This window comes from Pilimelia anulata, assembly GCF_014647895.1.
Classification (GTDB): Bacteria; Actinomycetota; Actinomycetes; order Mycobacteriales; family Micromonosporaceae; genus Pilimelia; species Pilimelia anulata.
In genome coordinates this window covers 1-12,478 of sequence record NZ_BMQB01000010.1, presented here as the reverse complement: position 1 = coordinate 12,478, position 12,478 = coordinate 1, and the positions used below count along the sequence as shown (strand labels likewise).

General features: G+C 75.5%; 11 protein-coding genes and 1 pseudogene. 4 read left to right on the top strand and 8 right to left on the bottom strand.

Annotated elements, in window-relative coordinates:
• Nucleotides 1-72: 72 nt before the first annotated feature.
• From IEY94_RS19220 to mca, 3 genes and pseudogenes are all read right to left on the bottom strand, one after another.
• A complete protein-coding gene (locus IEY94_RS19220; protein ID WP_189171626.1) occupies nucleotides 73-2,514 on the bottom strand; it encodes a putative bifunctional diguanylate cyclase/phosphodiesterase in 2,442 nt (813 codons plus the stop codon).
• A gap of 160 nt (nucleotides 2,515-2,674) precedes the next feature.
• A pseudogene (locus tag IEY94_RS19215) lies at nucleotides 2,675-2,854 on the bottom strand (hypothetical protein); the annotation flags it as partial.
• Between the two features lie 167 nt (nucleotides 2,855-3,021).
• Nucleotides 3,022-3,888 (bottom strand): mycothiol conjugate amidase Mca, encoded by an 867-nt coding sequence (mca, locus tag IEY94_RS19210; protein WP_189171625.1) that lies wholly within the window; start codon nucleotides 3,886-3,888, stop codon nucleotides 3,022-3,024.
• A 123-nt stretch (nucleotides 3,889-4,011) separates the two neighbouring features.
• Here mca and IEY94_RS19205 point away from each other — a divergent pair, with 123 nt between their 5' ends.
• Complete coding sequence (locus IEY94_RS19205; protein ID WP_189171624.1) at nucleotides 4,012-4,434, top strand: DUF4307 domain-containing protein; 423 nt, start codon at nucleotides 4,012-4,014, stop codon at nucleotides 4,432-4,434.
• A 331-nt stretch (nucleotides 4,435-4,765) separates the two neighbouring features.
• A complete protein-coding gene (greA, locus tag IEY94_RS19200) occupies nucleotides 4,766-5,257 on the top strand; it encodes a transcription elongation factor GreA (RefSeq protein WP_189171623.1) in 492 nt (163 codons plus the stop codon).
• A 22-nt stretch (nucleotides 5,258-5,279) separates the two neighbouring features.
• On the opposite strand, the gene ilvA is transcribed toward greA, so the two are convergent.
• The 3 genes from ilvA to IEY94_RS19185 all read right to left on the bottom strand — a co-directional run bounded on the left by ilvA (nucleotide 5,280) and on the right by IEY94_RS19185 (nucleotide 9,288).
• Nucleotides 5,280-6,491 (bottom strand): threonine ammonia-lyase, encoded by a 1,212-nt coding sequence (ilvA, locus tag IEY94_RS19195; protein WP_189171622.1) that lies wholly within the window; start codon nucleotides 6,489-6,491, stop codon nucleotides 5,280-5,282.
• Between the two features lie 148 nt (nucleotides 6,492-6,639).
• The gene (locus tag IEY94_RS19190) at nucleotides 6,640-8,025 is read right to left on the bottom strand and encodes an amidase (RefSeq protein ID WP_189171621.1); all 1,386 of its coding nucleotides are present in this window, start codon (nucleotides 8,023-8,025) and stop codon (nucleotides 6,640-6,642) included.
• A 126-nt stretch (nucleotides 8,026-8,151) separates the two neighbouring features.
• Nucleotides 8,152-9,288, bottom strand: a complete 1,137-nt coding sequence (locus IEY94_RS19185) for a cystathionine gamma-synthase (RefSeq protein WP_189171620.1) — start codon at nucleotides 9,286-9,288, stop codon at nucleotides 8,152-8,154.
• Between the two features lie 81 nt (nucleotides 9,289-9,369).
• On the opposite strand from IEY94_RS19185, the gene IEY94_RS19180 reads away from it, so the two are divergent.
• Entirely contained in the window at nucleotides 9,370-9,789 is a 420-nt protein-coding gene (locus tag IEY94_RS19180) for an HIT family protein (RefSeq protein WP_189171619.1), read from the top strand.
• A 64-nt stretch (nucleotides 9,790-9,853) separates the two neighbouring features.
• Here the strand turns inward: IEY94_RS19180 and IEY94_RS19175 are convergent, their stop codons facing one another.
• Both IEY94_RS19175 and IEY94_RS19170 read right to left on the bottom strand, forming a co-directional pair.
• Entirely contained in the window at nucleotides 9,854-11,101 is a 1,248-nt protein-coding gene (locus IEY94_RS19175; RefSeq protein ID WP_229784264.1) for an MFS transporter, read from the bottom strand.
• Nucleotides 11,098-11,676, bottom strand: coding sequence for an ArsR/SmtB family transcription factor (locus IEY94_RS19170; protein ID WP_189171618.1), 579 nt, complete (start codon nucleotides 11,674-11,676; stop codon nucleotides 11,098-11,100). Before IEY94_RS19170 ends, IEY94_RS19175 begins: the two co-directional genes overlap by 4 nt.
• 138 nt (nucleotides 11,677-11,814) lie before the next feature.
• Here IEY94_RS19170 and msrA point away from each other — a divergent pair, with 138 nt between their 5' ends.
• Nucleotides 11,815-12,423: a peptide-methionine (S)-S-oxide reductase MsrA gene (gene msrA, locus IEY94_RS19165; protein WP_189171617.1), complete on the top strand. Its 609-nt coding sequence runs from the start codon at nucleotides 11,815-11,817 to the stop codon at nucleotides 12,421-12,423.
• Nucleotides 12,424-12,478 lie beyond the last annotated feature (55 nt).

The following is a 12,478-nucleotide window of genomic DNA, read 5'->3' as shown; positions in this document are numbered from 1 at the left end:
CACGCCGTGCGACCAGCACACATTCATCCACCCCACGCGCGGGGGACGGGGTCAGCGCGCGGGGGTACGGGGTCAGGAGGCGCCGGCGTCGCGCAGCGGGAGGACGCGGGCCCGGTCGGTGTCGCGCAGCGTGCGCAGCACGCCGAGGACCTTGTCCGGCGGCATCGGCCGGAAGAAGTGGTACCCCTGCGCCGTCGTGCAGCCCAGCTCCACCAGCGCCGCCCGCTGGTCCGCGGTCTCCACGCCCTCGGCGACCACCCGCAGCCCGAGCTGCCGGGCCAGCTCCACGGTGGTCCGGACGATCGCCGCCGCCTCCGGCGAGTCGACCATCCCGGCGACGAACTCGCGGTCCACCTTCAGCTCGTCCACGGCGATCCGGGTGAGGAAGGTCAGCGAGGAGAAGCCGGTGCCGAAGTCGTCCACGGCCAGCCCGACGCCGAGCGCGCGCAGCCCGGCGAGCACCTCGTCGATGATCTCCGACTCGCTCATCACGACGGTCTCGGTGATCTCCAGGACGAGCCGCCGGGCCGGGATGTTGTGCCGGAGCAGCAGCTCGGCGACGTCCGTGGGCAGGCCGGGGTCGAGCAGGCTGCGGGCGGAGATGTTCACCGAGATCGGCAGGAACACGCCGTGCCGGGTCCAGTCGGCCGCGGTGATCAGGGCCCGGTCGATGACGTACCGGGTGAACTCCGCCAGCAGGTCGCTGCCCTCGACCATCGGCACGAACTCGTCCGGCGGCAGCATCCCGCGCCGCGGGTGCCGCCAGCGGATCAGCGCCTCGACGCCGGTGGCCGCGCCGCTGGACAGGTCCACGGCCGGTTGCAGCGCCAGCACGAGCTGGTCCTCGACGGCGAGCGCGTCGCGCAGCTCGGCCAGCAGCGCGAGCTGGTCGGTGCTGGCGGCGTCCCGGGCGCTGTCGTACCAGGCGATGCCGCCGCCGGCCGCCTTCGCCTGGTGCATCGCCCGGTCGGCCCGGCGGACCAGCTCGCTCATCGTCGCCGTGCCGGCCGGGGCGAGCACCACCCCGACGGTCGCCTCGACGGACAGCGCGACGCCGGCCACCTCCACCGGTACGGCGAGCTGCTCGGCGATCTGCCGGGCCCGGTCCAGGGTGGCCGCCCGCGGCGCGCACCGGTCGCCGCCGTCGGCGCGCCGGCGCAGCGGCGTGGTGGCCCCGGCCGGCTCCGGCGCGACCAGCATGGCGAACTCGTCGCCGCCGAGCCGGGCGACCAGCTCGCCGGGGCGGGTCAGCTCCAGCAGCCGGCCGGCGACCAGCCGCAGCAGCTCGTCGCCGGCGCGGTGGCCGAGCGCGTCGTTGACGTCGTGGAAGTCGTTGACGTCGAGCAGCAGCAGGCCGACCGACTGGTCCACCGGGAGGCGGCGCAGCGCGCTGTCGCCGTCGGCGAGCAGCGCGCTGCGGTTGATCAGCCCGGTCAGCGGGTCGTGCACCGCCGCGTACGACGAGCGCGCCTCGGCCATCCGCAGCCGGCGGTGCGTGGCCGCGTGGTGCAGGGCGGCGGCCAGCGCGTCGGCGTACGACCGGAGCAGCAGCTCCTCGCGCGGCGACGGCGCCGGCCCGTCCCGGTGGATGCGCAACTGGGCGACCTCGCCGCCGCCGGCGGCGAGCGGCCGGACGATCGCCGCGCTGCGGAACGGCTCGGCCGGCAGGTGGCCGGCGACGTACCGGCGGCGCAGCCCGTACGGCCGGACCACGTCCAGCTCGACCCAGCGGGCGCCGAACAGGTCCCGGGCGCCGTGCACGCCGGCCCGGGCCACGCTCGGCTCGTCGGCGGCGGTGAGCCGGCCGACCGCCTCGGCCAGCGCCTGCCAGCAGCGGCGCTCGTCGCCGGCGCGCAGCCGGTGCGCGTACGTCTGGTGCAGCAGGATGACCACCGGCGGCAGCAGCACCAGCCACTGCGGCTGCTGGGTGGCGACGCCGAGCGCGGCGACGGCGAGGGCCGAGCCGCAGGTGGTGATGAGCGCGCCGGCCGTGCAGGCGCGGACGGTGAGCAGCAGGGCCCGCCGGTTCAGCCGGCCGGTCGCGTCGACGACGGTGACGGCGGTGGTCACGAGGTACAGCAGGATCCCGGCGCCGAGCAGCGTGGCCGCGTGCGCGGGCGACCAGACCGCCGGCAGGTGCGGCCGGAGGATGCCGAACGCCGCGCCGACCACCGCGGTGGCCACGACGGTCGCGGCGGCGGCCCGGCGGGCGGGCGAGCCGCGCGGCCGGCCGTACCGGCCCAGCACCACGCCGAGCACGGACCCGCCGCCGACGGCGGCCACCAGCCAGCCCCAGGGCAGCAGGTGCAGCCCGATGACGATGACGGCCTCCACCCAGCCGACGCTGACGGTCACCGAGCCGACGCGCACCCGCAGCGCGGTGGCCTGCGCGGCCGCGGTGAAGAGAAGGACGAGCGCGGCCTCCCAGCCGGGTACGGCGAGGCCGCCGGCGGTACCGAGGCACGCGGCAGCGGCGGCGCACGCCGCCAATACCGCTCCGCCGACCAGCACCATGTGACCGCCCGACCCGCGCGCCGGCGGCGCCCGGCGAAGCCGGATGCCGCGGCCAGTGGCCGGTGCCTCCTTCCGAATCCGGATCGGAGGACAGTTCCCTCCCCGCCGGAAGGCTAAGCCAATCAGGTTTCCGGCAACAGGGGCACCCCGCAGTAACTCACTCCACAGTCGACGGCCCACCGGGAGTGTTCGTCGCGTTACCGAACTCCCGCGGCAGGCGGCGGAGCCGCGCGTTCATGTTGCGGATGAGCAGCACCGTCGCGACCGCGAGCAGGACGACGATGAGCAGCCCGACCGGGCCGGCCAGGCCGCCGCTGCGGGTGTCGCCGAAGTTGTTCACCTCGCGCCGCGGCGGCGGCGTCGGGGCGGCGACGGCGGTGGTCGGGACGCCGACCGGACCGGCGACGGCGGCGAGCGGGTCGGTCATGGCGGCCCTCCTTCCGATACGCCCCCACCGTACGCGGGGGTGCCGGGGGCGGGCCCGGCCGGGCCCGCCCCCCGGCGGCGTCACCGGACGCCGGTGAACAGGTCGTCCTCCGGCAGTGCGCTGTCGACCCGGCTGAGCGCCAGCTCGTAGTCCTCGGTCGACCAGTACCGGCGCTGCACGTCCAGTGGCGCGCGGAACCACATGCCGTCCGGGTCGACCTGGGTGGCGTGCGCGCGCAGGGCGTCGTCGCGCACCTCGAAGTACTTGCCGCACTCCACCCGGGTGGTGATCCGGTGGCCCTTGTCCCGGTCGGGGGTGAGCCACTTCTCCAGCATCTCCCCGTACGGCGACTCCACGCCCTCGGCGAGCATCCCGTCGTGCAGCGCCTGGATCTTCACCCGGGTGAAGGTGTGGTGGTAGTACAGCTTGCTCGGCTGCCACGCCGGCCCGGCCTCGGGGAACTGCTCCGGGTCCCCCGCCGCCTCGAACGCCACATAACTGATCTTGTACGTCATGATGTGGTCCGGGTGCGGGTAGCCGCCCTCCTCGTCGTAGGTGAGGATGACGTGCGGCTTCTCCCGGCGGATCACCTCGACCAGCCGGCCGGCCGCGGACTGGACGTCCTCCAGCGCGAAGCAGCCGTCGGGTAGCGGCGGCAGCGGGTCGCCCTCGGGCAGCCCCGAGTCGACGAAGCCCAGCCACTCCTGCCGGACGCCGAGGATGTCGCGGGCCCGGTCCATCTCGGCGCGCCGGATCTCGGTGATGTTGTCGCGGATCTCCGGGCGGTCCAGCTTCGCGTTGAGGACGCTGCCGCGCTCGCCGCCCGTACAGGTCACCACCAGGACGTCGACGCCCTCCTGGACGTACCGGGCCATCGTGGCCGCGCCCTTGCTGGACTCGTCGTCTGGGTGCGCGTGCACCGCCATCAGCCGCAGTTGCTCGGCCACCGGCTCTCCTTCATCGCAATCGTCGTCGGTGCCATGATGGTCCCCGGGCGGGACCGGCCGTCCCGGCGGCGTCGAGCCGACGCCGCCGTCCGGAACGCACCGACGCCGCGGAGGATAACCACGGTGACCGACACCACCGCCCCCAACGCCGCGCCCGCCCCGGTATTCCCACCCGGACGGTACGGCCGCCGCCGCGCGCCGCGCGGGCGCGCCGCGCGCGTGTGGGTGATCGCCGCATCGCTGCTGGTGGTGGCCGCCGCGGTACTGGTCGGCGTGCGAGGTTACCGGGAGTTCGGGGATCCCGCCTACCAGCCGACCGTCCTGTCGTACACCGATGTGACGGATACCACGATCACGATCCACTTCCGGGTTCACCTGCCGGCCGGCGCGGGCGCGACGTGCGCGGTCCGGGCGCGGGCGCACGACGGCAGCGTGGTGGGCCGCGCGGAGGTACCGGTGCCGCCGAACGAGCCGGTCCGGTCGTACGTTCTGGCCACCGCGGGCCGCCCGTTCATCGGCGAAGTCCTCCGTTGTCGACCGGCCTGAGCGCCGAAATCGCTGGTAGACTCGGCAGTTCGATGCTGTTGGTCCGATTTTCCCCGCTGATCCGACTTTCCCCGCTGGTTGGATTTCCTGCGAACAGGCCTCCCCGGGTCAACCATTCCCGGGTTGCACGTTCCCGGCGGTGATTGCCTGCGCGGGGGACGGGGTACTGCGCCACCACCCGCCCCGCGTGCCGCCCACCCCGGCACCGGGGCAGTTGACTGCGGGTGACCCGGAATCCGGTTGCGCCGGCACGTCATCGCCCGATGACATGTCGGTCCCGGCGGTTAACGTCACGCCGCCAACGAGATGACACCGATCAGAGGAGACGTCCGTGACCAAGCCCGACAACGCTGCCTGGCTCTCGCAGGACGCCCACGACCGCCTGCAGGCCGAGTTGGACGAGCTGATCGCCAACCGTCCCGTGATCGCCGCCGAGATCAACGCCCGGCGCGAGGAGGGCGACCTGCGCGAGAACGGCGGGTACCACGCCGCCCGCGAGGAGCAGGGCAAGCAGGAGAGCCAGATCCGGTACCTGCAGGAGCTGCTGCGCACCGCGCGGGTCGGCGAGGTCCCCGACGCCGACGCGGTCGCGCCCGGCATGCTGGTAACGATCTTCTTCGAGGACGACGCCGACGACACCGAGACCTTCGTGCTCGGCTCGCGCGAGATCGCGTCCTCCACGGACCACACGGTGTACAGCCCGGAGTCGGCACTCGGCCAGGCCATCGTCGGCGCCAAGAAGGGGCAGACCGTCACGTACACGGCGCCCAGCGGCGCGGACATCAAGGTGACGATCCGCGACTTCGCCCCGTTCAGCGGCTGAGGCCGCGGGCCGCGCCCGGCGGTCAGTGCACCGTGACGTCGTAGCCCGCGGCGCGCAGCAGCCCGACCAGCTCGGCCGAGTGGCCCGCGCCCCGGGTCTCCACCGACAGCACCACCTCGACCTCGCCGAACGACAGCCGCGGGTCGTGCCGCCGGTGCTCGATGTGGGCGACGTTGGCCCGGGTGCCGCCCAGCAGGTTGAGCATCGACGCGAGCTGGCCCGGCCGGTCGGCGCAGCGGATCGTGATCCGCAGGTACCGGCCGGCCGCGGTCAGGCCGTGCTCGATCAGCTTCACCATCAGCAGCGGGTCGATGTTCCCGCCCGAGATCACCGCGACGGCCGGCGCGCCCACCCGGATCCGGCCGGTCAGCAGCGCCGCCGCGGCCGCCGCGCCGGCCGGCTCGGCGGTCAGCTTCGCCCGCTCCAGCAGGAGCAGCAGCGCCCGCGAGATGTCCTCGTCGGTCACCGTGACGATGTCGTCCACCAGCTCGCTGACGTGCGTGTACGTCAGGTGTCCGGGCTGGCCGACGGCGATGCCGTCGGCGATCGTGTGGATGGCCGGCAGCCGCACCGGGGCGCCGGCCCGCAGCGAGGGCGGGAACGCCGCCGCACCCTCGGCCTGGACGCCGATCACCCGGACGTCCGGCCGCAGCGCCTTGGCCGCGACCGCCAGCCCGGAGACCAGCCCGCCGCCGCCGACGGAGGCGACGATCGTCCGCACCTCGGGCCTGGCGGCGAGGATCTCCAGCGCCACCGTCCCCTGGCCGGCGATGACGTCCCGGTGGTCGAACGGGTGGATGAACACCGCGCCCTGCCGGGCGGCGAACTCCACCGCCGCGGCCAGCGCGTCGTCGACGGTGTCGCCGACCAGCTCGACGTGCGCCCCGTACGCCTTGGTCGCGGCCACCTTCGGCAGCGGCGCGCCCACGGGCATGAACACCGTCGAGTGCGTACCCAGCAGCCCGGCGGCGAGCGCGACGCCCTGCGCGTGGTTGCCGGCGCTGGCCGCCACCACGCCGCGGGCGCGCTCGGCGTCGCTCAGCCCGGCGATCCGGTTGTACGCCCCGCGCACCTTGTACGAGCCGGCCCGCTGCAGGTTCTCGCACTTCAGCCACGTCGGCCCGCCCACGGCCTCCGACAGCGGCTTGCTGTGCTCCAGCGGGGTGTCGCGCACCACGCCGACGAGCAGTTTCGCCGCGGCTTCCACCTCCGCGAGCGTCACCAGGTCCGACATGGGCCCGATCTTGCCATGGTGCGTGCCGGCGGCCCACCCGCCGAGCGGCCCCGTCCGGATGGGACCGGACCGCCGCTGTCGCGGCCGGCGTGCCCACCGGCGGCGGCGGCCGGGCGCGGCCTGATCAAGCGGGCCGGGCGCGGCCGGGTCAGGCGGCCCGGACGGCGGCCGGGCGGGGGAAGGTCGGCGCGTGCCGGGCCCACGGGCGGACCAGTTCGAGCTGCCCGGCCAGGGCGAGCAGCGTCCGCTCGCTGCCCGGCGGCCCGACGAGCTGGACCGCGCCCGGCAGCCCGTCCGGCCGGACCCCGACCGGCACGCTGACCGCCGGCAGCCCGGCGACGTTCCACGGCGCGGCGTACGGCGCGAACCGGCTCGACGCCCGCAGGTTGGCCAGCCAGGACCGCCCGGCCCAGCCGGCGGCGGCGACCGGCCCGCGGGACAGCACCGGGGTGAGCAGCGCGTCGAACCGGTCGCCGAAGAAGTCCAGCGACCGCCGCCGCCAGTGCTGCTGGTCGGCCTCCCGGACCAGCCCGAGCCGCTCCAGCACGGCCCCGGCGGCGGCGTGGTGCCGGCTGCGCGCCTGCAACCGGGAGCGCGGCACGCCCAGCGCGGCGGCGGACCGGTTGGCGGCGGCGAACCACAGCGACCCGGCGCGCAGCGCCGCCGCGTACGGCGGGTCGGCGACCGCCGCGTCGTGGCCGGCGCCGACCAGCGCCCGGGCGGCGTCGGCCAGCGCGGCCCGGGTCGGCCCGTCCGGCCACACCCCCGGTACGGGCGAGCGCAGCGACACGGCGATCCGCAGCCGGTCCGGCGGTTGCAGCGGCCGCGGCGCGGCGCCGCTCAGCACGTCCAGCCCGAGGGCGGCGTCGGCGACGGTGGTGGCGAGCACGCCGTGCTCGACCAGCCCGAACCACAGCCCCGGGTCCTCCCCCGGCACCACGCCCGAGCCGGGCTTGACGCCGACCACGCCGCAGCAGGCGGCCGGGATGCGGATCGAGCCGAGCCCGTCGTTGCCGTGCGCCAGCGGGACCATGCCGCTGGCCACGGCGGCCGCGGCGCCGCCGGAGGAGCCGCCGGGCGTCCGGTCGGTGCGCCACGGGTTGCGGGCGGCGGCGTCGTCGGCGTCGGTGACCGCCCACAGCCCCAGCTCGGGCATGCGGGTGGTGCCGACGATGACCGCGCCGGCCCCGCGCAGCCGCCGGACGACCTCGTGGTCGGCCTCGGCCACGGCGGTCGTCGCCGCCCGGGAGCCGTTGACGTTGGCCAGGCCGGCGACGGCGGTGTTCTCCTTGACCGCGACCGGCACCCCGGCCAGCGGCAGGTTGCCCAGGTCGGGCTGCTGGTCGACCTTCTCCGCCTCGGCGGCGGCGGCCGCGGCGCGGACCGTCCGGAAGGCCGACACGACCCGGTCGGCCACCGCGATGTGGTCGAGGTGGTCGGCGACGACCCGGGTGGCCGAGTCGTCGCCGCGGCGGACGGCGCGGGCGATCTGCTTCGCGGTGGCGCCGACCCGGGACGGCACGAGCTGGGACATGGCTGGCCTGCCTTGTTCAGTGGGGGTGCGGACGGGTCGGGCGGCGCCGCCGCCCGTGGTGCCGGTGCCCCCGCCCGCCCCGGCCGAATCCCGGGCGGGACGGCCGGGGCGGGTCGGGGCGCTCACTCAGGACAGCGCGGCCCCGAGGTCGGCGATCAGGTCGTCGATGTGCTCGATGCCGACCGACAGCCGGACCAGGTCGGCGGGCACCTCCAGCGGCGACCCGGCGGTGCTGAGGTGGGTCATCCGGCCGGGGTGCTCGATCAGCGACTCGATCCCGCCCAGCGACTCGGCCAGCAGGAACACCGTCGTCCGCTCGCACGCCCGGATCGCCGCCTCCGGGCTCGCGGCCCGGAACGAGACCATGCCGCCGTACCGGCGCATCTGCTTGCCGGCGAGCGCGTGGCCGGGGTGCGCGGCCAGCCCCGGGTAGATGACCTCGGTGACCGCGGCGTGGCCGCTGAGGAACTCGGCGACCCGCTCCGCGTTGTCGCAGTGCCGGTCCATCCGGACGCCCAGCGTCTTGATCCCGCGCAGCGTCAGCCAGGCGTCGAACGGGCCGTTGATCGCGCCCATCGCGTTCTGGTGGAACGCGACCCGCTCGCCCAGCTCGGCGTCGCCGAAGACCAGCGCGCCGCCGACGACGTCGGAGTGGCCGCCCAGGTACTTGGTGGTCGAGTGGACGACGACGTCGGCGCCGAGGGCGAGCGGTTGCTGGAGGTACGGCGAGGCGAACGTGTTGTCGACGACGCACAGCGCCTCGCGCTCGTGGGCGAGCTGCGCCACGGCCGCGATGTCGGCGATGTTGAGCAGCGGGTTGGTCGGCGTCTCCAGCCACACCACCCGGGTGTGCGCGGTGATCGCCGCCCGGACGGCCTCGACGTCGGTGATGTCGGCCGCCGTCCAGTCCAGGCCCCACTGCTCGCAGACCCGGGCGACGAGCCGGTACGTGCCGCCGTACGCGTCGTCCGGGATCACCACGTGGTCGCCGGGTTGGCAGACGCTGCGCAGCAGGGTGTCCTCGGCCGCGAGGCCGCTGGCGAACGCGAGCGCCCGGCTGCCGCCCTCCAGCGCCGCCAGGCACTCCTGCAGCGCGTCCCGGGTCGGGTTGGCCGAGCGGCTGTACTCGTACCCCGCCCGGGGCTTGCCGACCCCGTCCTGCACGTACGTGGAGGTCTGGAAGATCGGCGGGATGACCGCGCCGGTGCGGGGGTCGGGCGCCTGCCCGGCGTGGATCGCGAGCGTCTCGAAGCCGTACGTCATGGATTGAGGCTAGCCCCCGCACCCGGCCGGCGTGCGTCATGCCGGCACCGCCGCGCCCCGGCCGCGCTAAGGTCCGCCTTCATGGGCGACTGTGTGTTCTGCGCGATCGTCGCCGGCGGCGCGCCGGCCGACGTGGTGGCCGACGAGCCGGCCGGCGTGGCGTTCCTGGACGTGCGGCCGGTCTTCCCCGGCCACGTCCTCGTGGTGCCCCGCCCCCACCTGCCGGTATTGACGGACCTGCCGGCGGCCGACCTGGGGCCGTACTTCGCGCTCGTCCAGCGGGTCGCGGCGGCGGTGGAGGCCGGGCTGGGCGCGGGCGGGACGTTCGTGGCGATGAACAACCGGGTCTCCCAGTCGGTGCCGCACCTGCACACGCACGTGGTACCCCGGACGAAGGGCGATGGGCTGCGCGGCTTCTTCTGGCCGCGGACGAAGTACCCGTCGCCCGCGGCGGCGGCCGACCGGGCGGCGGCGATCCGCGCGGCCCTGCCGCCGGCCTGACCCGCCGACCCGACCCACCGGCCGGCGCCGGGCGGCCCGATCCACCGGCCGGCGCCCGGGCGGCTCAGGTCTCGTCCAGGATCCGCCAGCCGCGCCCGACCAGCGGCGCCAGCGCCACCACCCCGTACGCCACCCCCACCACGATCAGCACCGGGGTGACGCCGACGGCCGTCACGGCCACGCCCGCGCCCAGCGCGGCCAGCGGCATCGCCGCCCAGCAGCCGGCGGTCGTCGCCCCGAACACCCGGGCGCGCAGCGCCGGCGGCACGCGGCGCAGCTCGGCGGACTCCAGCAGCGGGTTGATCGCCCCGGCGGCGAACCCGCACACCGCGTACACCGCGATCAGCGTCGGCAGCCCCAGTCCGGCGGCCAGCGCCAGGAACGGCGGCGGCCCGCAGACCAGGAACGCCGCGACCAGGGTGTACCGCTTCGGCAGCCGGTGCCCGACCGCGCCGAACAGCAGCGCACCGACCAGCGCCCCGCCGCCCATCACGCCGACGAGCAGGCCGAACGCCGCCGCCCCGCCCAGCCGGGTGCTGGCCACCACCGGCAGCAGGACGCTGCTCTTGGCGGCGTCGAACACGTTGGTCACCAGCACCATCAGGATCATCACGCGCAGCAGCGGGTCCCGGACGACGAACCGGATCCCGGCCCGGAAGTCCGCCCAGTACCCCTGCGTCGGCTCCCCGTCGGCCCCGTCGTCCCGGGCCCGCAGCGCCCGCGGTACGAGCAGCACCACGATCAGCGCGGAGACGGCGAACGTCGCCGCGTCGATGAGCAGCGCGTTGACCCCGCCGAGAAGCCCGACCAGCAGGCCGGCGAGCGGCGCGCCGACCAGCCGGCCCCCGCGCTCGACCGCCCCCATGAACGCGACCCCGCGCTCCACCGGTACGCCGGCCCGCTCGGCCGCCTCCGGGATCAGCACCATCCGCGCGCTCTGCCCCGGGCTGTCGAGCAGCCCGCTGGCGAACACCAGCGCCAGCAGCAGCCAGATCGGCAGCACGCCGGCCAGCGCACACAGCGGGATCGCGGCCATGGTCACGCCGGACACGACGTCGGCGATGATGCTGGCCCGGCGCGGCCCGATCCGGTCGACGACGACCCCGCCGAGCGCCCCGCCGATCACCATCGGGGCGAACGCGAACGCGCCGACCAGGCCCGTCAGCGTCGCCGACCCGGTCTCGGTCAGGATGTAGATGGGCAGCGCGATGATCGTGATCATGTTGCCGGTGAGCGACACGGCGCTCGCGGCGATCAGCGCGTACAGCGGCGTCCGCTCCCGAGCGACCGGCGGCGCGGTGGCGGCGGTCACGGCTCCGCCACCACCTCGGCCCGGCGGACGGCCTGGTAGATCAGCCAGACCGGCTCGGTGCCCGGCCGCGCCGCCGCACCGCGCGCGGCCCACCGGCCGACCAGCTCCTCCAGCTCGGCCCGCAGCTCCGCGGCCTCACCCGCGGTCAGGTGCACCAGGTCGTCCCCGCCGGCCTGCGCGGCGAGCCACTCGGGCGGCAGCTCGCGCTCGTACTCCAGCGCGGCCTCCAGCCCGCGGGCGTACGTCTGGATGATGCTGCGCCGCAGCGCGAGCATGGCCGCCTCGCCCGCGGCGTCCCCGCGCACGTCCGCGGGCTCGAAGTCGGTGGTCGCGTGGGCGGCCTGCCACCACCGCTCGCGCCGGTCCCGGGCCCGGTCCGGCGCCTCGATGACGAGCCCGTGCGCGGCCAGCGCGCGCAGGTGGTAGCTGACCGACCCGACGGCCTGGCCGGTGGCGGCGGCGAGCTGGCCCACGGTGGCGGCCCCGCGCGTGCGGAGCTGGCCGAGCAGGCTCAGCCGGGTGGGGTGGGCGAGCGCCCACATCACTTCGGGGTCGGTGACCCGGATGGCGTTCATGCGTCGACCGTAGTCGTACAAGAGATTTTGTACAACCACTCTTGTACGACTGCTGACGAGGTGAGCGGCGCCACCCCTCCAACGTCGCAGATTTCGCCGCCGCGCGCGCAGAATGGGGAACGACCGGGAGGAGCAGTCATGTTCGGACGCAGCACGCCGCCGGCCGGCCGGGACACCCCGACGTCCGTCGCCGACCGCCACCTCGTACTGGGCACGCCGATGCGCGGGCCGTGGCCGGCCGGGCACGCCCTGGCCGTGTTCGGGATGGGCTGCTACTGGGGGGCCGAGGAGCTGTTCTGGCAGGTCCCGGGCGTGCACAGCACCGCCGTCGGCTTCGCCGGCGGGCAGACGCCGAACCCCACGTACGACGAGACCTGCACCGGCCGCACCGGGCACGCCGAGGTGGTACAGGTGGTGTACGACCCGGCCGCGGTGGCGTACGGCGAGCTGCTGCGGATCTTCTGGGAGAACCACGACCCGACCCAGGGCGACCGGCAGGGCAACGACATCGGGTCGCAGTACCGGTCCGCGGTGTACACCACGAGCGAGGCGCAGGCGGCGGAGGCGGCGAGGACGCGGGAGGCGTACGCGCCGGCCATCCGGGACGCCGGGTGGGGGGAGATCACCACGGAGATCACGCCGCTGGCGATCTTCTACTACGCCGAGGACCCGCACCAGCAGTACCTCGCCAAGAACCCGAACGGCTACCGCTGCCACAGCAAAACCGGCGTCCCCTTCCCCGGCTAGGGAGCGTCTCTTGGATCATGGTTTGGTCCAGAGCAGTATGCCTGCGAGGGTGAGC